The sequence below is a fragment of the Algoriphagus ratkowskyi genome (assembly GCF_002150505.1).
Lineage (GTDB): Bacteria > Bacteroidota > Bacteroidia > Cytophagales > Cyclobacteriaceae > Algoriphagus > Algoriphagus ratkowskyi.
In genome coordinates this window covers 173,098-195,502 of the sequence record NZ_MSSV01000009.1, presented here as the reverse complement: position 1 = coordinate 195,502, position 22,405 = coordinate 173,098, and the positions used below count along the sequence as shown (strand labels likewise).

The following is a 22,405-nucleotide window of genomic DNA, read 5'->3' as shown; positions in this document are numbered from 1 at the left end:
GAATGGATGTGAATCCATTCTTGTTTGTAACTCAAATGATATAACTCTTACTGCGAAGTTTTGATGATACGGATAGTTTTTACACCAAATTGGGTTTGAATATTTATGATATATAGCCCAACCTTCATTTGGGAGAAATCTAACTCCAAACGACTTTCCTTTTGATGCCATTCGCCTTTCCACGGAAGACTTCGGCCAAGCGCATCAGCAAGCACTAAAGAATACATATTAGGTGCATTTTCTAAATAACCTCTAAGTCTTAAATTGAGGACGTCTTTCACCGGATTAGGATAGACAATTATATCACCTTGGAATTCTTCTCCCGAGAGATTCGACAGTTCTTCTGATTTCGGCAATTCGATGATAGTTTCGATAGGTAATGGTTTTAGTCTGGCATTTTCCAAATTGTTTGACATTGGTCGTATGGCAATCGCCTGAGCTATCCAATGGTCACTAATTGATGCAGTAGCAATTAATTCCTCAGTTTCTCCAGCTTCAGTTTGTATATAATATGACATCATATTTGAAGTCAATCCCTGTTGGTTATTAGGGACATCATAAACTTCAATTGTCCCTACTGGAGGTGTCCATGTGGCATCTTTCTTATTGGCATAAAATACCATCACCATAGTATTACATTCTGTAATTGTCAGCGAAGGAGCAGTGGCGAGTAAATCTGGGGATCCAGATGCTCCACTAAATGCAACGATAGGTCCATCACTATGATAGATATCCGAACCGCTCACTCGGGTGATTCCCATATTCCATTTCGGTGCTTGATTGATTCGGAACCCATAAGTCTCCGGCTCATTGTTGCTCTTTACTACTTTGTAATAAGTGATCATTGCAACTTGATTTTCCTGGTTCACCCGATTTATAAGTACCCAGTTTTTATCCGGAGGTGATACAGAAGGAGCTTGACCTTTTTCGAACATTAAACCTACAATCAATAAATCTCCGATTTGGGTATTATCAGGTTTTTTTATGGTTGCAGAATTACTTGTATTTCCAGATCCCATGGCTGTTTCAAAGCCGAGTATTTCAGGAGCTACATTGATGCATCCGACGATCACCAATGATGCATATTCTGAATTGGCTTCATTGTAATTCTCATTTCCTACAAAATTTGCAATGACACGGTAAGTACCTGGAAATATAGGTGGGGTAATGGTGGGCGCATAATTGGTATCTAGCGTTCCTTCATATTCTATGGTAATTAGGTCTATGTCAAGTAAATCTTCCTCTCCTCCTATTCCATAGGCTGATGCAGTTGAAACCACAGGTTGACCATCATATTCAAATAAGCCACCTGTAACAGATACCGAGGGGGTTGCTTTTTCTACTTTCAGCGTACCTCTAGTTACGGTACCGATAATGTAATTGGAAGGCTCACTAAGAATAACACTTGGGTTAATTTCATAAATACCAGCTGAGATCAAACCGGTGCTTTCGAAGTTTGTCTCATCGAGAAGCAATGAATAAGTAACAGTGTCAACTACCGATTCTTCGTCATCATCTAGGATCACTTCATTTCCATTAGGATCAAGGAAACTTGTACTTACTTCAAATCCTGCAAATGCAGTTTTATATTCTGGCGCTGTTTCACCGTACACGATCAAATCTGGATTAGCTGTTGTTTCAGCAGTAAGGGTAGCAGGAGTAATATTGAGGTCTCCAGGTAAATAGGATACACTAAAGTTCCTAGATTCAAAAGTCCCTGGAATGATAAAATGTTGACCAACATCTGTCCCAGTTACCATATTAATTGAGAAAAATTCTAGGTTGAAATCATCATCATTTTCGCCGATTTCCGCACCGAAATCATAATATTTCCCGATTTCTGCATTTTCGCCTTTCTCAGCAATTTCCAAATCATTTTCACCAAAAATCACTAAGCTATTATCTTCCGTACCTTCTACTTCGCCTCCACTACTATTGATAATTGTTCTCGAGTTAATTATAGTACGTCCGTTTAGAATTGTGCGCGCATTGATAATTGTACGTCCGTTGATGATCGTACGACCATTGACAATGGTTCTTGCGTTGATCATCGTACGAGCATTAATCATAGTTCTGCCATTGATGCTCACTGGTTTTAGTTCCTGAGTTTCCTGATTTTCAAGGTATTCAAGGAAGGACTCCCCTGAGACATCATAAGCGGAATTGATTATAGTTCTACCATTGAGGATGGTACGCCCGTTGATTATTGTGCGCCCATTGATAATCGTACGTCCACTGACCATAAAGCTTTTGTTAATAAAACTATCTTTGTTAAGTATTGTCCTGCCATTAAAAATACCCAGAGGCAAACTATTGTCTTCTAATTTTTTGGCCAATTCAAGATCTTGGAAATATTTGAGGAGTATATCGCTTTTTAAACTTGCTACATCGATTATTTTCACCAAGCCTTCTGACTCAATCAGCTCATCAGCTATGATTACTTCGAATTTTAAAGCATCGCTTATTGAAGCCCCATATTCTATGGATAATTGATCTATCAAATCCACAGGCTTGATGGTAATCGGTAAAGTTTCAACTGTGATGATACCTGGACCATAATCGCCGAAGGCATCATTTATTCCGTCATAGCGTAGGTCACCATTCTCTTGAACTACTCCTACATAGTTGAATAAATCAGAGAATTCAAAATTCGTAGGTGAATGGGAAGCAGTGATTGTATAAGTTCCCACTTCGGCTAGGTCACCACTAATTGGACTGAAAAGTGTTAGTGTTTCCAATGAAGTGTCCAGATTATCGGAGTTTAGTGTAAGGCCGACTTCTTCCAGAGTCAGTTCACTCTTTACCCAGTTGATATCCACTAGTTCATAGACACTTGCTACAAAAGGAGCTATAACTTGAGCATATTTTTTGGTCATATCATCCGCACGGATGGCTATGGTTTTTTTGACAATATCAAAGAAATATATGGGGCCAGCGGTTCCTCCATCCAGTTCGCTGTCAGATATGGGACTGTTAACTACAGTGACTCCTGGATTACCCTCGAATGGAGGGATTGTCACCTCAAGATATCCTAAGCCTTGATCATTAATCAAATAGGTTGGGATCAAGAATTCATCCCGTAAATAAACTTGTGAGCCTTCATATAAATTAGTGCCGATAATTTTCAGCACAAATTCAACTTCACCAGGGCTAATAATTGAATCATAAACCAGCTGGATATTATCAGGATTCGGTGTGGCGAGTTTAAGCAATGCCCTGTCAGCCCGAATAAGGCCAGACCCTGACTTAATATCGTCTCCAGCTTCATGCATGTCTTGTGCAGTAGTTTTTAATACTCTTCGTATATCCGCAGGCAAACTGACCCCAACTCCGCCAATCCAATCTTCGGGATTGGTTTCTGGATAATACTTAATACGGGCTTGCTTTACTAAGGCAGCAATTGCAGCTACATGTGGCGCTGCTGCTGAGGTACCGAAGAAATTTGGAAAATTATCATCTTCTAAATTTGGTGCTCCAAAGCTTACGGTAGTATTCACACCATTTGGTCCAGTGAAATCAGGCTTGTTGCGAATCTCCCCAGAGGTAGTTGTTCCACCTCTTGAAGAGAATGTAGCAACAGTGAACGGCTCGGTTCCACTAGGTACTAATGCTGGGTCAAATCCATATACTGAGGTATTGGCATAAAGTACTGCACCTACTGTCATTGCCTCACTAGAATTGGCGTGGCCAAAAATTGTAGATGAATTTATTCCATTGTGATCGTTTGGATCAAGCTCGCCTCTGAAAACAATATATTTAAACTTGATACCGGTGTTTGAATCAAGGTCAGTGCAACTTTCACATTCTCTTGCGATTAAAAGATCGATGGTGGTTTCTTCCGAAATAGTAAAGGAAAGAATCTCAATTGGATCACCGTTGGCGTTGTTACGATTAAAGCCAAAAAGAGGAACACCGAAATCTTTCAAATAAATATCAAGGTCATATAAGCTACCTGTCTGGTCAAAGGAATAGAGTGGATCATCCCATTGTAAGGCAATCATATAGACAGCGGGTCCATTTTTCCCCGGGAAAACTTTAATGGATTGAGTTGTATTGCCACCACTAAATTGATGAACTCTGCCTCGTCCTGCCCACTCACCATTGTTCAACGGTAAGTCAATTGACGAACCACTATCAGGATTAAATACACCTTCGAAGGATTTACTCCCAAAATTTCCGGCAGAAGTGAAATATGAAACGCCATTGGCAGAAACTTCATTCACTGCATTTGCCACCTTTCCATCACTATAGAATGGTTCGGTGATGTAGGTAATATCATCTACTATTATATCACTTCCTGCTGCAGCTATATCACGAATTCCTTGTGCAAAATCTCCAGCAGTAACGATTCCTGTTCGGAAACCAAGCTGGGCTCCCGGTGCGACATCGTGGATGATCTGCAACATGGCACGACCTTCATCGGATCCAATTCCAAATCGGCTTGGCAATTCCCTTAAGAAATAGAGGCTCTCTGGCAAATCGCCATTAGTAATATCGTTTGCTAATGTATTCACTCCAGCGTCTGAACGCGTGGCATAACTGTCCGATAGAACTCCGATTTTAATGCTTGTCCCGTCAATAGCTTGATCTCCCTCAGAATGAATATATCCTGCCCTCACAAGATTAGAGCGCATCACTCTATCACCCTGCGTAGTGGATGCACCTTTATTTGCAACAGGAGGGATAGCAGGACGTACATAGTTGATTATTTCTGGGTACTGATTTAAATCTAATAATGCATTTATAGGAAAAAATCCAGCAATAATTAATGAATTCGGGTCTTGTTTTAAAACTTCTTCAGTTGGAGTAACAAATCCTAAATCTTCAATTATCGCTTTTGCTTCAGCAAACTTGTCCTTTACATAGATTACTTCAATAAGCACTTCGTTTCCGCTGATAAAGAATAGTTCATTTGTTTCGACTGTTTGAGACCTATCATAAATCTCGTAGAGGGCAGATAATTCCGCACCTATGAGTTCATATACTTTTCCTTGAGAGCAGATACCGAAAACCTGTCGATTGTTAACCGTTACTTTAAATGCTTCTGTGTTGCCACATCCACCCACTGCCTTAACGTCAATCACGTCACCATTATTAACCAAAATGGACTCTGGAGTAATTATTACATGACCATTTCGTGAAAAAATCAGCTCGCCAAAATCGACAGTGGCAAAATTCGTTAAATTAGTAATTGCAGTATTTCCTCCATTCTCGGTGCTACATAATACCGCATCTACAACTGACAATACAGGAGGTGTAGTGAGGGTGACATCTAAGCTACATTGTGTTGGAGAACATGCTCCTCGATTTTCTATGTTGACAGATACTGTTCCAGAGTTAGACCAATTTACTTGGATCGAATTAGTGCCTTGCCCTGAAATAATTTCCCCTCCATCAGATACAGACCAAAAATATGCGGAATTTCCAGAAGGCACCGTGTAGCTGGCAGAGGAACCATCACAAACTTCAATTTTGCCTTGAATGGCACAGGCTGTGTCAAAATCAATCATCTCGGAAGCAGCTTGCACAGAGCGACTTTGGCTTCCCATTGATTTACTATTTAGTGAGACTACTCTAGTATGATAGGGAGATCCACTTATTGAAGAGGCAGAATTCCCTTCACCCCAATCTTGTGCACTAGAAATGTGACCACCCCAAGCTATGATAACCGTATTATTGGCTCCGTTGCTGCCGATGGCAGTAAATGATATTTGTATTCTGGTGATCGAGCTAGTTCCTGAATTATTTTCCTGCAAGACATATTTTATCTCACCTATTGTGCCTCCATAGATGGCAATTTTCTTTTCAGTTTCAGAAAGTTCGCTGAAACTGGTGGAGGGTTGGGGTATTCCATTTGGTGTAGAGATTAATCCAAAGCTAGGAGACCCAGCATGGGGGATAACCTGCTCGCAGATTCTATCATAACTAGTGATGTAGTCTATAGCGCTTTTGTTTTTTTCACGTGTGTCCCATTCAATCTCCACGGTATGGTTCCCAGGCTTCAGCTTGGAGATAGTTAAGCGATAGGGAATGGATTGACCTTCAAAAAAATGACTATTACTATTATTGGAGTTTCCAGTAGCCCAGTTTACGGGGCTTACAGGAATATTTTTAAGTCCTCCATTCTGACCTTGTTCTAATTGAACATTCTGCGCATAAGAAAAATTTATAGAAAGAAATAATAGAAAAAGCAGATTGTTGCTTAGTGAGAAGAATGTGCGCATCGCGGAATTTTTCATGTCAAAAGAGTTTTAATTACGTCAAAACGGGAAAGCACTTTGCAACTTGGTTAATACCTGAGTTATACCTTAATCGCCAAAAAATTTATCTTTATCAACAAATTTGAAACTCGCCCAAGAACTTTTAGTCCTTTTTCAGTCTTGAATCATCTTAGCCACTTCTTCAACTTAATTCAATTATTCTTGGTAGACTTTCTTACTGTCACAGCAATAATGAGTTTCAGGTAACATCACCTGAGATGCTTCTGAAATTTTTAGAATCCAAGACTTAAAAAAGGCGAAATGAAAGTGACTAATACTACTTTATCTAGAATTCATCAGCTTCTTTTTATAGATATAATACTGAAGAAGTACATTCCCAATGACAGCAAAAAACTGATTTGGACGAATCAATAAATAAAATGTCCGAAGCTTCCTTAATTCTTTCCAAACCTATTTTGAAAGATGCTTGAGTCCATGAACTGCGAAGAAGCGAGTTCAATGGAAATGAAATTCTATATGAATTTCTTGGGGGTTGAAGCTACTTAAATAAGCAAACTATTAGAAAGGTGCTACGATAACTTGACACGATTGGCAAGGGTTAGGTTTTTCATAGGAATAAGAATTTGTAAAAGGAAAAAATTTCTATTGCGAAATAGGCCTCAGAAATCAGAGAAGAGATCAATTTAGTTGATGAAAAAAACGATCGGGATTAACTTAATTACATTTGATTATTGTGAGAATCAATAGTTATAAAAAAGTGATTCTAATAAAATTTGCATAGCACTTAAAAATCTTTCTATTTCAATAAAATCCTTATCCGTAGAAAATAAGGGGTTTCATAGGAATTTCAATTTGAAACTCACAGAAAATTGTATTTTTTGTATCTAATCCGTAAAAAAAAATGAATTTCAAAAACATCTTTCTCCTGCTTGCGATAAGCTGTAGTGTCAGTTTTAGCCAAGCTCAAACGCAACCTGGCTATTTAATGCATCCAGACGTAAATGCTGAACAAATCGTATTTGTTTCCGAAGGTGATATTTGGAAAGTTCCGATTTCGGGCGGACAAGCCATCCGGCTTACTTCACATCCAGGAGATGAATCAGATCCCAAACTTTCTCCTGATGGAAAATGGGTGGCCTATGCCGCAAGCTATGAAGGTCCTACAGAGGTTTATATGATGCCTATGGCAGGTGGCTTGCCGAAAAGATTGACCTACGAGCCAGCAGCTTCGATCCCCATAGATTGGAAGTCTGCAACCGAAATCGGCTACGTCACCAATCAATATGCGACACTTCCAAAACTCATGACATTGACTATCAATATGGAAACTGGAGCCAAATCTTTTTTGCCTCTGGAAATGGCCGCTGAAGGTAGCTTCTCAGAAGATGGGCAAACCTACTTTTTCGTCCGACCAACTTTCCACAACAATGTGACCAAACGCTACGAAGGCGGTACCGCTCGACAAATCTGGAAATACACTTCTGGGGTAGCCGAAGCAGTAAAACTAACCCAAGACTACAAAGGCGAAGATCATCATCCTGTCGCCCATCAGGGCAAAGTCTATTTCCTTTCTTCTCGTGATGGAATCGTCAATGTCTGGGTGATGGATCAAACTGGCGGAGCGATGAGCCAGATCACTAAAGAGCCGAGCTTTGATGTTCGTGAGTTTTCCCTTTCAGGAAATCAGTTGGTATATCGTGTCGGAGCAGATTTGAAAATAATGAGCCTTGGAGATAATTCGGCTAAGACCTTGGCTATTTCTTTGGTCTCAGACTTTGATCAATTGCGCGAAAAATGGGTTGACAATCCAATGGATAATTTGACTGGAATCGCCGTCAGCAATGATGGAGAGCGGATTGCATTGACTACTAGAGGTCGAGTTTTTTCAATTCCCGCGAAAGAAGGAAGGACTGTTCGGCTCAGCCGAAAAGATGGGGTACGTTATCGAGACGCAATTTTTTCTCCTGACGGAAAATCGATTTTGACTTTTTCGGATGAAAGTTCTGAATTTGAAATCCACGAATACAACAGCTTTGGAATGGATCAGGGAAAACAACTTTCCAAGAATGGTAACACCTTAAAATTTGACATGCTTCCTTCGCCGGATGGGTCCAAGATCGCATTTCTTGATCTGAACATGATCCTTTGGATATTGGACAAAAACACTGGAAATCAAACTAAAATCACGGTTTCCGATGAAGATATCAATGGGATGTCTTGGTCACCTGACAGCAAATGGATCGCATTTGTGCAAGCGGCAACTAATACATTCTCCCAAATCCACGCATTTAATGTGGATACCAAAAAGCGAATCGCCATGACTTCGGATCGGGCAAACAGCTTGAGTCCGCAGTGGAGTCCGGATGGCAATTGGCTTTATTTTCTTTCAGATCGTAATTTCCAGTCTGTCATCAGCAGTCCATGGGGGCAGCGACAACCGGAGCCTTTCTGGGAAAAGCAGATGAAAATTTATCAGATTGGTCTGAAAAAAGACTTGATTTCTCCATTCTTCTATTCCAATGAATTAGAAATTGCTAAAGAGAAAGAGAAGGATAAAGCGACTGAAAAAGTAACGGTAACGATTGAGGAAGCTGGACTGCTAGAGCGACTTCGTGAAGTGCCGATACCTGCGGGGAATTACACCAATCTGATTGTGACGGATAAAGCACTTTATTTTCATGAGATAGGCCCTGGAATGGGCGTATTCTATGGTGGTGGAGCAAGAGGTGATGAGAAAGCGCCTTTGATGATGGCAATGATTTCTAATAATCCTGAGCCAAAAGCGTTCATCGAAAATGTGCGAAGCTATTCAGTTTCTCTCAATAACAAATATATTTTGGTTCGAAGTGGATCCACGTATTCTGTTGTGGAATTAGGGACTTCTCCAGTTACAGATCTATCTAAAACGAAAGTCGATTTCTCCAGCGTAAAATTCTCCATTGATCCTCGGGAAGACTGGAAGCAGATCTTTACTGATGCTTGGAGGATGGAGCGGGACTATTTTTATGATGCAAATATGCACGGTGTAGATTGGGATGGGATGCGAGAAAAATACTTTCCTTTAGTGGATCGTGTGACTACAAGAGCGGAACTTTCAGATGTAATCGGAGAGATGGTAGGTGAGCTTTCTGTGCTCCACACTTCGGTAAGAGGAGGAGATCTTCGGGATGGAGAAGATGATATTAGCTTCGGAATGCTTGGTGCTCAATTGACTCGAAACGAAAAGCTACATGGTTACACAGTTACACATATCTATCAATCTGACCCAGATTATCCAGACGAGATGTCTCCACTTTCGCATCCAGATGTCAACATAGCCGAAGGTGATATCATTACGCATATAGATGGAGTAAGCGTGATGGAAGTGCCAGATATCTATGCGCTCCTACGCGACAAAGCGGGCAAGCAAATTCGAGTTTCATTATTGACAGCCGAGGGCAAAGCTAAAACGGATCGAATTCTCAAGCCTATTTCTTCCCGAGCAGAAGCCAACCTTAGATACAACGAGTGGGAATGGACGCGAAGAATGGAGGTAGATGAAAAATCAGGCGGAGACATGGGCTATGTCCATCTTCGTGCAATGACTGAAACAGATATCCACCAATGGTATCGTGATTTTTATCCTCAATTTAAGAAAAAAGGCTTGGTCATTGATGTGCGCCAAAATCGCGGAGGAAATATCGATTCCTTCATTTTGGAGAAATTGATGCGTGAGGTATTCTTTTATTGGAAGGGTAGAACTGGCGAGTCTTATTGGAATATGCCCTATGCATTCCGTGGTCATTTGGTTTTGCTGGTGGATGAATTTACCGCTTCCGATGGGGAGGCTTTTGCTGAAGGCTTCAGGAGATTGGGCATGGGGAAAGCCATCGGTGCTAGAACTTGGGGTGGTGAAGTTTGGCTTTCGGGTTCCAATACTCTTTCTGATAATGGTATCGCACGAGCGCCGATGAATGGTGTTTATGGAGAGAATTTGGGCGGTGCGGATAATGACCAAGGCGTAGAATGGTTGATAGAGGGAGTTGGTTTTATACCAGATATTGAAGTGATCAATTTGCCCAAAGCTTCTTTCGATGGATCAGATGCGCAATTGGATGCCGCAATCGAACATTTGAAAGAATTGATCAAAGGTGATCCTAGACCTGTTCCTCAGCCGCCGGCTTATCCGGATAAGAGTTTTAAGAAAGGAAATAATTAAATGAAAAGGCCTGCGAAAGCAGGTCTTTTTTTGATTTATCCTAAAAGATCTCGGAGGTTTTCCAGAGGGTACAAAGAGTGTCTTAGTCGGGTTGGATGATACTCTGAATCTATCTCTAGTGGTGGCGTGGTGATTTGGCAAATTTTTCATTGCCCAAAGTAAAGCCATGCCATCCCTGATATTTAATATAGAGTCATTTCCGTTAATGTTCAATTTTGCTATGCTGATTATTTTGTTGCTTTTGATGTGCGAATCGCGCTCTATGTAACCTTTATTCAATTCTACAGTTTTAGCTGACCGACAGAAATTTCTCCATTTTTGCTATCATGACCTAGGGTGGTGGCGCAAGGCTAATTGAAAAAAAATCTCAAGTTGAAGGATATAGCTTGGGGTTAATCATATTTTTCTCCCGATTCCTCGAATAGCCAACAATAGGAGATGGAACGATAACTCTGAGCCATGAACTATCCCTAAAACCAACTACTTCAGCTCTAAATTTCTCTAATGCAAGATATATACCCGTTAATCAAGTTTCACGGCCTGTAATTCAGTAATGAAGCTGGTGAATGATCATATTCTTGTTATGTTGATGAAAAGTTTTTCCATTGCTAAGGCTTTATTTCTGGATATTCTAATTTTAGCACTGTCGACCATTTGTAATAAACCTCCATCCGCTTTCAAAATCTTCTTAATGTAAATTGGATTAATCAAATGTGAATTGTGAATTCTTAAAAATCCATTTGGACTGAGTGCCTTTTCAAAATCTTTTAAATTTTTGGATATTAAGTATGGTTTTTTTACACCGATTTGGTGAATATAAGTGTAGTTCCGATCTGCTTCGCACCTGATAATTTGATCAATATCAATGATTTCATAACCTTCCAGTGTAGGAATAGCTAATTGATTTGTTGCCTTTTTAGCTTTTTCTACAAACTCTTGCGGGAATTGGGTTTGTGATGGTTCTTTACTTAGAAATCTCTTTCTTTTCCAATTTTTAATGAAGAATTGAAGCTCTTCTGGTATTAAGGGTATATTAAGATAATCCACATCAGGATTTTGGTTAGTATTTAAAGTGATATTATTGTTAAGAGTTAAAAAAACAATATCGAAATGAGGAAAAGGTGTGTTCTTTTTCATTTCATTTATGAGTTCTATTCCTTTGAAGGGAAACATTTCAAAGTTCAAAAATAAAAGATCAAAGTCATGCAAACCCCTTTTGCAATCTTGCAAAAAATTATCTGGTCTAGAGTAGTTCTTTAGGAGTTGGGCGCCTTCCATTGTATTTTCAAGAATATGCTTTAAGGATTCCAAAACTTCTGCTTCACTTTCTACACTAATTATCCGAATAAGATCTTTCATAATTTAAATTTGAAAACTAAATAACAAACTAACTGTAAATGATCTTTATGCGAAGCAAACAGAATTGACTGCACACACCACTTAAGTATTAAATCTACATTCTAATAGAACTATATAGTAGAATAGTCAATTTAGTTTTTGGTTATACTATTGTTCAAAATCTCTTTGACCTAACAACTATTCCGATATAGTTATAAAATAGTTTATACTTCATATAAAATTGAAAAATATAGGAGTGGCTCTAAAAGCATTTTTACAAAAATATGACGTATAAACTAGTAATAAATAAAATCACTTATTGGATTTAAGATATTTCTAAATTACTATATATTTTCAATAATGATACTTTTCCAAGTATTAAAATTCGTCTGATATACAAAAAACAGTATTTAATACCATTTATACATCCATATGCAGTATTGGGAAACTATGAAAGGTCAGCTGTACATTCTTTGTTTTTTTAAAAAAGTACTTAGGGTAAATTCAATATATATTCAAATATTGAACAGCATACCAGCTCCAATCACTTTCGATTACCAATCGAAATTCTTTAAGATTTGTTAGGGAGTACTGCTGAAGGTCTGGCGCAAGTCGGTATAATTCTTTTTATCACTATTCTTTCTTTTATCCATAATTATCTAATACATGAAAAATTTAGAGAAAAGTATTTTAAAAATATGCGGCAGTCTTTTTATCTTATTCGCATTTATGGCCTGTCAGGAATTGACTGAAGGGCAAAAAGACGTTTCAAATTTAGACCAACAAATTGCCGGCGATATGTCTGCTAATCAGTTCGAAGGAGATCCACCACCTTCTCTGGTTCCTTTAAAGGATTATTCAAAATCAAATAATTTTAATTTAAGTATATCTTCTTCGGAATCAAGTTTGGAATCCCCGATCGAAGAAACGCTTATGCCGGAAGAAAGCCATACGCAAACCCTTACCGGAAAAATTAATGGGGCTCCTTCTTCGGGAGATGTGATGTTTATGTTGGATGTATCAGGAAGTATGGGAGCTGTGCTCAATACAGCGAAAGCAAATTCCATTAACATAATGAATGCAGTCAGGAGCCTGATACCCGACACGAATTTTGGTGCGATTTCACAGGTGGATTATAATGGTAGCTTTAGTGGATGTGGATATGGAAGTATATATGGGAGTGGTTCTGATTACCCCTACAACCTAGATGCAAATTTAAGTTCTGACCTTTCCAATACTGAAAGCGGCATAAATTCCATAGTGTTGAAAAACGGATATGATGCTCCGGAAAGTTACACCCGAGCTCTTTGGGAATTATACAATGATGAATCCATAAATTGGAGATCAGGTTCAAAAAAGATCGCCATTTATTGGTTGGACAATATTCCTCATGATTGTAATGTCTTTGGTCTGATAGGAGTAAATGGAGTTACTAGTGGCCCAGATCCTGGCAGGGATGGGGTAGCGGGTAGCGGCGATGATCTTGCCTTCGTCCAAACCATCAATGAATTAAAAGATAACGGTTATACTTTAATCACTTTGTTTTCAGGTTCAACCGCGGGTAATGATTTTGCACTATGGAAAGCTGCCTCCCTACTTACAGGTGGAGATGCTTTTCCCTTTGATGCCAGCAACCCAGATGTGGCTGAATTTATTGCGAATATCATTGCTGAAAGCTTGAATAAAATTGATGATTTAAGTATTGAAACTTGCGATCCAACCTATTCAACTTGGCTTACAGGTGTTTCTCCCAGTTCTTATACTGGAATTGTATTGAATGAGCCTATTGAAAGAGATTTTGATGTCACCATTACTGTTCCAGAAGGTACAGCTCCAGGAGAATACACATTTGATCTTTGCCTAGTCGGCGATGGTGCTGAATATGCGAAAACGTCAGTAACCATCACTGTTCCCGAACCAGTTGTGTATGTTGCTTTTGATGTGCAGCCCGGTGGCTGTCCAAATCCCATTCAATTGAAAAGAAAAGGTGTTATTCCTACCGCAATTTTAGGGACAGCAGACTTTGACGTTACTGAAATTAACATGGCTACAGTTACTTTAGAAGGTGTTTCTCCAATCCGTAATGCCTATGAGGATGTATCCACCCCATATGAGCCCTTAGTAGAAAAGCCCTTTGAATCCGGCGCTTGTAATACCTTGGGAAGTGATGGGTTTATGGATGTAACTATTAAGTTTGACGCTCAGACAGTTACTGAGGCTCTAGGGAATGTTTCTAAAGATGATGTAATTAAAGTCAAAATAAAAGGCCAGTTAATGGACGGGACAGATTTTGAAGGAGAAGACATCATTATCATAAGGTAGTTTTAACATTTTTCAATTAGATAGGAGGTTGGTGATCATCAACCTCCTTTTTCATTTCTTTGATAAATCTATTGGTCAAAATATGAAAATGATTTCGTCCATTTTTAATTAGACCGTTTTGTAAAATTGTAAGTTTCGAGTGAAGTATTGGAGTTGACCTGAACGATATTTAGGATGACTTCTGCTTTTTTTTAAAAGGTACTTAAAGCCTTAATGATTTCTGTATCGGCGATGAGATTCAAATAGGCTTCAGACTTCAGATTTTTAAACTAAGTGGTTGGGGGTAAATCTGAAGAAATAGCCAGAATAGACAAACCGTGATGAATTCCTACCTCGGCTATATTGGCTTTTTGTTTTGAAGTAGCCTTACACTTTCATTTGAGGCCTATAAACGCACTTGAGAAAGTAGTCTAAACTCATCAAAATGTTTTTAGGTTATCTGCACATATTCTAGCAATCTGCAGTAGTAATTCTTTTCAAGTTTAATTTCTTTGATGCATCATTCCAAGTATTAATCTGCAGCACTATAAAATACTCAATGGTGACTAATAAAATCTCTCTCAGTACCTAAAGGAATCAGATCAACATGAAAGAAGTTTTCTACCTCCTTTATCAATAAATCCCTACCTTTGTAATCCATTCGAGTGAATGGTGTGTATTTGGTTGACCTAATACGCTGATTTACAACTAAAAACGATAGTCTTTTGACCCGCGGACTGTTGCTATTCAGGGTTTGTACTATTATGTCAAAACAAGAAGATTTTAACTGGGACAGTATCGAAACCAAAGGTTTTGGTGAAGGCTATTCCAAAGAAGAACGCGCTCAAATGGCTGCGATGTATGAAGATACATTGGGCACGATCACTGAAAAAGAAGTTATCAAAGGTACTGTAGTAGGTGTTAATGATAAAGATGTAATCATCAACGTAGGCTTTAAGTCTGACGGATTGGTTCCTCTTTCTGAATTCAGAGACCTTGAGTCTATCAATGTAGGTGATACAGTAGAAGTATTCATCGAAGAGCAAGAGAATTCACTAGGACAATTAATCCTTTCGCGCAAGAAAGCTAAGATTGTACGTGCATGGAAAGACATCGAAGATGCGCTTGAGTTTGATAACGTGATCGAAGGTCTTGTGAAAAGAAGAACTAAAGGTGGTTTGATCGTAGATATCTACGGTGTTGAAGCATTCTTGCCAGGTTCTCAGATCGACGTGAAGCCTATTAGAGATTTCGATATCTATGTAGGTAAGAAAATGGAAGTTAAAGTGGTGAAAATCAACCACGCAAATGATAACGTAGTAGTATCTCACAAAGTGTTGATCGAGAAAGATCTTGAGAAGCAAAAAGCTGAGATTCTAAACAACCTTGAGAAAGGTCAAGTATTGGAAGGTGTGATCAAGAACATGACTAACTTCGGTGTATTCATCGATTTGGGTGGTGTAGATGGTCTTCTTCACATTACAGATATCTCTTGGGGACGTATCAATCACCCAGAAGAAGTATTGCAACTTGATCAGAAAGTTCAGATTGTGGTTCTTGACTTTGATGATGATAAGAAGAGAATTTCTTTGGGTATGAAGCAGCTTACTGCTCATCCTTGGGATTCTTTGGCGTCAAGCCTTGAAATTGGATCTAGAGTTAAGGGTAAGATCGTAAACGTAGCTGACTACGGTGCGTTCCTTGAGCTTGCTCCAGGTGTTGAAGGTTTGATTCACGTTTCTGAAATGAGCTGGTCTCAGCATTTGAGAAATCCTGCTGACTTTGTGAAAGTAAGCGACGAAATCGAAGCTGTAGTATTGACTTTGGACAAAGACGACAGAAAAATGTCTCTTGGTATCAAGCAATTGACTGAAGATCCTTGGACTAAGAACGACATGGGTACTAAGTACGCAGTAGGTTCTAAGCACACAGGTGTGGTAAGAAACTTGACTAACTTCGGTCTATTCCTTGAATTGGAAGAAGGTATCGACGGTTTGGTTCACGTATCTGATCTTTCTTGGACTAAGAAAATTAAGCATCCATCTGAGTTTGTAAAAGTAGGAGACGAGCTAGCAGTAGCTGTTCTTGAGCTTGATGTGGACAACAGAAGACTTGCTCTTGGTCATAAGCAATTGGAAGAAAATCCATGGGATACTTTCGAATCTGTATTCCCTATTGGATCAGAGCATAAGTGTACTGTAGTTTCCAAAAATGACAAAGGTGCAGTTCTTGAATTACCTTACGGTCTTGAAGGATTTGCTACTGTGAAGAACTTGGAAAAAGAAGACGGATCTCAAGTAGAGGTTGGTGAGTCTTTGGATTTCAAAGTATCTGAATTCTCTAAAGATGATAAGAGAATCGTTCTTTCTCACACAGCGATGTTCAGAGAAGATGCGAAGCCAGCTAAGAAAGAAGCCAAGAAGAAATCTGATTCAGGTTCTGCTTCTACTTCTACCTCTTCAGCTCCGGCAGAAAAGTCAACACTTGGTGACTTGGACGCATTGACTCAGTTGAAAGAGCAAATGGAAGGAAAGAAGTAAGGCATTAGATTCTAGATATTAGAATCGAGACTTACTTAATATATTGAAAACGCCGGCTGAAAAGTCGGCGTTTTTTTTTGATTTAACCACAGAGTACACAGAGGTCCCGCGGAGAAAACAATTGAATATTGGTTCAAGTCTTCAGACTTGGACCTCAACTAGTACCATGTCTTCCATTTTGTTTCTTATGGTTGTTCTGCTTCTCCCGAAGCAGGACTAGTTGTGATAGGTGTTATGCTGTTTGATGAGTTTTTGTAGTATTTCGACTCAGTCTTTCGTACTGGCTAAACTAGTTTTATCATTAATTTTGACCTTATGAAAAATGCACTTTTACTATTACTTATCCTTTCAATTAGTTTTTCGGTCACTGCGCAATCAGGGTTAGAGTTGAAAGGCTATTTTGGCGCTTCGGGAGCTATGGCCAATTGGAACGAAGATCTCGATGGAGCTAGCTCTGTGGATATTGAGAATTTAATGGAGGTGGGCATTCTTCTTTCAAAAAGTATTAATGATAAGTTCTCACTTAGTGGAGGCTTAAATTATTCCTTTGCTAAGGTTGATTTCAATCCAAATTCTCCTCCATGTATTTATTGCGCGAGTGGCTATATTCATAATCCCGATTTCCAGATGCTGTCTATTCCTGTCTATGCGGAGTATGCATTAGGGAAGATTTTTTATGCAGCAGCCGGGCCGGTCTTAGATTTTCAGCTTTCAGAAGAAAATAATTTATCCGACCAAAGCGGGTTTGGGTATTTAATAGGATTGGGAGCTAAGTTGAAAAAGGAGAAGTTTTCTTTCTCCATTTTTCCAAATTATAAAAGACATAATGTGATTCCATTTGAGAAAGAAGGGACATATTAGCAAGTCTTACAAGAGCTGGGAGTTCAGTTTGGTGTAGGATATCTGTTTTAGAGAAAAATATAGGGAGACTTATGAAAATGAAAAAAGCATCCCGAATTCGGGATGCTTTTTTGTTGAGGTCGAGAGCGGATTCGAACCGCTGTACGAGGTTTTGCAGACCTCTGCCTAGCCACTCGGCCACTCGACCAATCTCAATTGGAATGCAAATGTAGTTATTATCTCTACATCTGCAAAAAAGGAATTACTTATTTTTAAACTTTGCTTGCCAATGAGCCTGAACTTTAATTTGAATCCATTAATCAGAAGCGGTATATCGTGATAATTCATTTGAAGTTTCGGATGGCGGCAAAATACATTCTATTTATATCGATTCTAAATTATATATATGCCAATAATAAATGCTTAAATAACTGTTAAACAATGCGATATGAAATCAAAAGGAGGTCTGGACAAACATCCGTATACTATCAATTCCAGTTTGAAAAATTGGCTTCGGGTAGTACCTTTGCAGGGGTTATAATAAACCACATAAACTATTTAATTAGCTATAATATGTTATCTAAACGCTCGTTAGTAGGGGTTCGATCGAATTTCCACACACTGGCAGTGCTGTTTTTCATGCTGATCGGGATGCAGGCTTTTGCTGCAGATCCTGCGGTTGAGAGTGGCGACGAAGCAGTAGCAGCAGGAAAGGCTCTATTCAATACCAATTGTAAGACTTGTCACAAACTCGACCAGAAGTTAGTTGGACCTGCCCTAAGGGGGTCAACCGATAGATCTGGTATTGAAAGTGTGAAAAGCTTTATAAAAAACTCAGCAGTTGTAATTGCTTCGGGTAATGCTTATTACAACAAGCTTTTTAAAGAATTTAATGGTACTCCGATGCCAGCTCACGAGTTTTTATCGGATGACGATCTAAACAACCTGCTTTCTTATATAGAATTTGGTGATGTAGTAGATCCTTCGGCAGCAGTAGCTACGGTTGGAGCTGATGGTGCTGCAGTTGCGACAGGCGGAGGGATTCCAAACGAATATCTTACTGTAATACTAGGCGTATTAGTTGTTGTTCTTCTTTTGATTCTGGTTGTACTAGGATTGATAATTTCGGTACTGACTAAATACCTGACGAAGCAAGATCTTGATGCTGATGATGATGAGTTTGTCAATCAGAAGACAGATCTTAAAAAAGTATTTAAAAGCGACATGTTTGTAGTTATCGTGACTGCACTTGTGATCGCACTAGTTGCCAAAACGGCCCTTGATGGACTTTACTCTGTTGGTTTACAGCAAGGATATGCTCCAGAGCAGCCAATTGCTTATTCACACGCACTTCACGCTGGTACATTACAGATCGAGTGTCAGTATTGTCATACTGGTGTGGAGATCGGTAAGTCGGCAAATATTCCTTCAGCTAACATTTGTATGAACTGCCACACACATGTGCAAAACATACAAGGTAAGGAAGGTGTTTCTCCAGAAATTCAGAAAATCTATGATGCGGTAGATAATAATCAGCCAATTGAGTGGGTAAGAGTTCACAACCTTCCTGATTTGGCCTATTTCAATCACTCTCAGCACGTGGTGGTGGGAGAGGTAGAATGTCAGACTTGCCATGGTCCTATTCAGGAAATGGAAGTAGTCGGACAACATAGTGCGCTTACCATGGGTTGGTGTATCGACTGTCACAGACAGACGGAAATCACCACTGAAGGCAATGCCTATTATGATAAGTTGGTTCAGGTTCATTCTGCCTCTAAAGATGCTTTGAAAGTCAAAGACATCGGAGGTTTGGAGTGTGCTAAGTGTCACTATTAATTCATTATTCTTTTCGCAAATTCATTCTTATATCATAAAATGAAGGAAAATAAAAAAACGTACTGGAAAGGGCTTGAGCAGTTAAGCAATGACCCTGAGTTTGTAAAAAAAGCCGAGGGTGAATTTCCCGAACTTCCATCCGTAGTAAATGAAGACGGAAGTTCTACTAGAAGAGATTTTCTTAAAGTTATGGGATTCAGCTTAGCAGCAGCCTCTTTGGCAGCATGTGAGGCTCCAGTCAGGAAGATGATCCCTTATGTGAATAAGCCGGTTGATATTAATCCATCTATCCCTAATTATTACGCTTCGACTTATTCTACTGGTGGAGATTATGCTTCTATAGTAGTAAAGACTAGGGAAGGTCGTCCAATCAAAATTGACGGAAACGATCTTTCTCCTATCAATAAAGGAAAAGTAAATGCGATCGTTGAGGCTTCTGTTCTTTCATTATATGATAAAGAAAGATTGGCAGTTCCTTACAGCGGTGGTCAACCATCCGATTGGAAAACTGTAGACGCGCAGGCTAAGTCTGCTCTTGCTTCTGCAGGTGCTGTGAAAGTAGTATCTAACACGATCATTTCACCATCTACCCTAAAAGCGATCCAGCAATTAGCTGATGGAAATGGTAACGTGGAATTAATCATGTATGATCCACTTTCTAATTATGGTATTACAAAGGCTGCGGAGACTTATTACGGTTCAGCAGTTCTTCCTTCCTATTCATTTGACAAAGCAAAAACAATTGTATCCTTTGGAGCTGACTTCTTAGGGTCTTGGATTTCTCCAATTGAATTTGCTCGTCAATATGCTCAGACAAGAAAAATCAGCAAAGAGAAGCCTGAAATGTCTAGACATTATCAGTTTGAATCTAACTTGTCCCTTGCTGGTGCCAATGCTGATTATAGAACTCCAATTAGAGCTTCTCAAAGCGGTTTGGCTGTTCTTGCTTTATATAATGCTATTGCTAAGAAAGCGGGTGCAGCTACAGTTTCTGCTCCAGCGGTTGAAGTAGCACATTTAGAGAAAGCAGCTACTGATCTTTGGGCTAGCAAGAATGCTTCTTTGGTCATCTCTGGATCAAATGATCCAAATGTTCAGGTGGTAATCAATGCAATCAATGAAATGCTTGGTAGCAACGGAACAACAGTTGATTTCGCTAACCCTGCTTATTATAGAAAAGGTGATGATGCTAAAATGAATCAGTTTGTAACTGATTTAAATGCTGGAAAAGTAGGAGGAGTTATATTCTATAACTGTAATCCAGTCTATGATTTTGCGAGAGGTGCTGAAATTGCTGCAGGACTTGCAAAAACAAAAGTAACTATTTCTACTAATGGTACTTTGGATGAAACATCTTCCTTAGTGCAGATAGTAGCTCCAGATCATCACTTCCTAGAGTCTTGGAATGACTTCGAACCAAAGAAGGGACACTTCTCTTTGGCTCAGCCTACCATCACGCCACTTTTTGATACTAGACAAGCACAAGAATCTTTCTTGGTATGGGCAGGTGATTCTACTACCTATTATGATTTCCTTCAAAACAACTGGCAAGGTGATGTTTTTGCTCAGGTTGAAACAGGTGGAACTTTCCAGCAATTCTGGGATCAGACTTTATACAATGGAGTCTTAGCTATTAGTTCTACTACATCAGCATTAGCTCCAGTAGGTAATGTTAGTGCCGCAGCTTCTGCTGTGTCGAGTGATTATTCTGCTGATAATACTTCTGCTGAATTGGTAGTTTATACTAAAATAGGTATTGGTAACGGCACCTATGCTAACAACCCTTGGCTACAAGAAATGTCAGATCCTATCTCTAAGGCAACTTGGGATAATTACCTGACTGTTTCTCAAAAATGGGCTACCGATAACGGTGTGACCATGTATGAAGGTGAGACTAGCAAAGCTTCTATTTCTGTTAATGGCAAGTCATTGATCATACCGATCATGATTCAGCCAGGTCAGGCAGAAGGTACGTTTGGTTTGGCAGTTGGATATGGTAGGACAAAAGCTGGACGCGTAGCTAATGGAGTAGGTGTTAACGCCTACGAATTACTTGATTCGTCTAAAGGCTTTGTGAATTTTGATATTACCTCTGGTGTAGAAGTTTCTGCAACTGGAGATTCTTATAGAATTGCCCGTACGCAAACCCATCAGACATTTATGGGCCGTGAGAACGTGATTCAGGAGTCTGTATTAAGCGAGTATCAGAAAGATGCTTCTGCTGGTAGATATCATCCAAAGATTTACAAGGAAGGTGAATTTGTGAAGCCATCTAAGATTTCTCTTTGGTCTGGTCACCAGTATTCTCAGCACCACTGGGGCTTAGCTATTGATATGAACTCTTGTATCGGTTGCTCTGCATGTTCTATTGCCTGTCAGGTTGAAAATAACGTGGCAGTAGTAGGTAAGCAGGAAGTATTGAATAGAAGAGAGATGGCATGGATCAGAATAGATCGCTACTATTCTTCAGATGCTCCTGCGGATGATTTGAAAGCAATGGAAGTAGCTGCTAGTAATCCTGAGGTTACTTTTCAGCCTATGATGTGTCAGCAGTGTAACAACGCTCCTTGTGAGACTGTTTGTCCTGTTGCTGCTACAACCCACTCTTCTGAGGGTCTTAATCAAATGACATATAACAGATGTATTGGTACAAGATATTGTGCAAACAACTGTCCGTATAAAGTGCGTCGATTTAACTGGTTCAAATACCACGATAACAAAGACTTCGCAGGAGTCAATGTAGCTCAAAATGATGATTTGGGTAAAATGGTCTTGAATCCGGATGTGACTGTTCGTGCACGTGGTGTAATGGAAAAATGCTCCATGTGTGTTCAGAGAATCCAGGCTGGGAAACTAGAGGCTAAGCGTGAGAAGCGTAAAGTTCAGGATGGAGACATCAATGTAGCTTGTGCCGTTGCATGTCCTACAGATGCTTTGGTTTTTGGAGATATGAATGACACAAGTAGCAATCTTTACAAGCTTCTGAAGATTAAGGAAGATACTACTTCTGCACTTAAGGAAGTAAATGAGGAACGAGCATACCATGTTTTGGAAGAGATCAACGTGAGTCCAAACGTTTGGTACTTTACCAAAATCAGAAATAAAGACTTAAACGAAGCGTAATCAAAATT

At 39.4% G+C, this 22,405-nt stretch carries 8 protein-coding genes and 1 tRNA gene; 6 read left to right on the top strand and 3 right to left on the bottom strand.

Annotated features, from left to right (window positions below):
• Positions 1-47: 47 nt before the first annotated feature.
• Positions 48-6,239 carry a S8 family serine peptidase gene (locus BVH02_RS11985; RefSeq protein ID WP_223271861.1) on the bottom strand — a complete coding sequence of 2,064 codons (6,192 nt, stop codon included), beginning with the start codon at positions 6,237-6,239 and terminating at the stop codon, positions 48-50.
• Positions 6,240-7,206: 967 nt separating this feature from the next.
• On the opposite strand from BVH02_RS11985, the gene BVH02_RS11980 reads away from it, so the two are divergent.
• A complete protein-coding gene (locus tag BVH02_RS11980; protein WP_240507422.1) occupies positions 7,207-10,419 on the top strand; it encodes a S41 family peptidase in 3,213 nt (1,070 codons plus the stop codon).
• A 570-nt stretch (positions 10,420-10,989) separates the two neighbouring features.
• Here the strand turns inward: BVH02_RS11980 and BVH02_RS11975 are convergent.
• The gene (locus BVH02_RS11975; protein WP_086501688.1) at positions 10,990-11,778 is read right to left on the bottom strand and encodes a LytR/AlgR family response regulator transcription factor; all 789 of its coding nucleotides are present in this window, start codon (positions 11,776-11,778) and stop codon (positions 10,990-10,992) included.
• Positions 11,779-12,423: 645 nt separating this feature from the next.
• Between BVH02_RS11975 and BVH02_RS11970 the strand changes: the two genes are divergently transcribed.
• The 3 genes from BVH02_RS11970 (at position 12,424) to BVH02_RS11960 (ending at position 17,459) form a co-directional block, all read left to right on the top strand.
• Positions 12,424-14,079, top strand: a complete 1,656-nt coding sequence (locus BVH02_RS11970; protein WP_086501687.1) for a vWA domain-containing protein — start codon at positions 12,424-12,426, stop codon at positions 14,077-14,079.
• 743 nt (positions 14,080-14,822) lie between these two features.
• On the top strand, positions 14,823-16,598 hold the full coding sequence (rpsA, locus tag BVH02_RS11965) for a 30S ribosomal protein S1 (protein WP_086501686.1): 1,776 nt from the start codon (positions 14,823-14,825) through the stop codon (positions 16,596-16,598).
• Between the two features lie 315 nt (positions 16,599-16,913).
• On the top strand, positions 16,914-17,459 hold the full coding sequence (locus BVH02_RS11960) for an outer membrane beta-barrel protein (protein ID WP_086501685.1): 546 nt from the start codon (positions 16,914-16,916) through the stop codon (positions 17,457-17,459).
• 116 nt (positions 17,460-17,575) lie between these two features.
• On the opposite strand, the gene BVH02_RS11955 is transcribed toward BVH02_RS11960, so the two are convergent.
• A tRNA-Cys gene (locus tag BVH02_RS11955) sits at positions 17,576-17,646 on the bottom strand.
• A gap of 365 nt (positions 17,647-18,011) precedes the next feature.
• Here BVH02_RS11955 and BVH02_RS11950 point away from each other — a divergent pair.
• A complete protein-coding gene (locus BVH02_RS11950) occupies positions 18,012-19,274 on the top strand; it encodes a c-type cytochrome (protein WP_086501684.1) in 1,263 nt (420 codons plus the stop codon).
• Between the two features lie 39 nt (positions 19,275-19,313).
• Positions 19,314-22,397 (top strand): TAT-variant-translocated molybdopterin oxidoreductase, encoded by a 3,084-nt coding sequence (locus BVH02_RS11945; RefSeq protein WP_086501683.1) that lies wholly within the window; start codon positions 19,314-19,316, stop codon positions 22,395-22,397.
• The last annotated feature ends 8 nt before the right edge of the window (positions 22,398-22,405 follow it).

What these genes read in the sequence shown, in the direction of transcription:
- BVH02_RS11985 (WP_223271861.1), bottom strand. Translation starts at nt 6,239, where the DNA reads ATGAAAAATTCCGCGATGCGCACATTCTTCTCACTAAGCAACAATCTG.
- BVH02_RS11980 (WP_240507422.1), top strand. Translation starts at nt 7,207, where the DNA reads ATGCATCCAGACGTAAATGCTGAACAAATCGTATTTGTTTCCGAAGGT.
- BVH02_RS11975 (WP_086501688.1), bottom strand. Translation starts at nt 11,778, where the DNA reads ATGAAAGATCTTATTCGGATAATTAGTGTAGAAAGTGAAGCAGAAGTT.
- BVH02_RS11970 (WP_086501687.1), top strand. Translation starts at nt 12,424, where the DNA reads ATGAAAAATTTAGAGAAAAGTATTTTAAAAATATGCGGCAGTCTTTTT.
- rpsA (WP_086501686.1), top strand. Translation starts at nt 14,823, where the DNA reads ATGTCAAAACAAGAAGATTTTAACTGGGACAGTATCGAAACCAAAGGT.
- BVH02_RS11960 (WP_086501685.1), top strand. Translation starts at nt 16,914, where the DNA reads ATGAAAAATGCACTTTTACTATTACTTATCCTTTCAATTAGTTTTTCG.
- BVH02_RS11950 (WP_086501684.1), top strand. Translation starts at nt 18,012, where the DNA reads ATGTTATCTAAACGCTCGTTAGTAGGGGTTCGATCGAATTTCCACACA.
- BVH02_RS11945 (WP_086501683.1), top strand. Translation starts at nt 19,314, where the DNA reads ATGAAGGAAAATAAAAAAACGTACTGGAAAGGGCTTGAGCAGTTAAGC.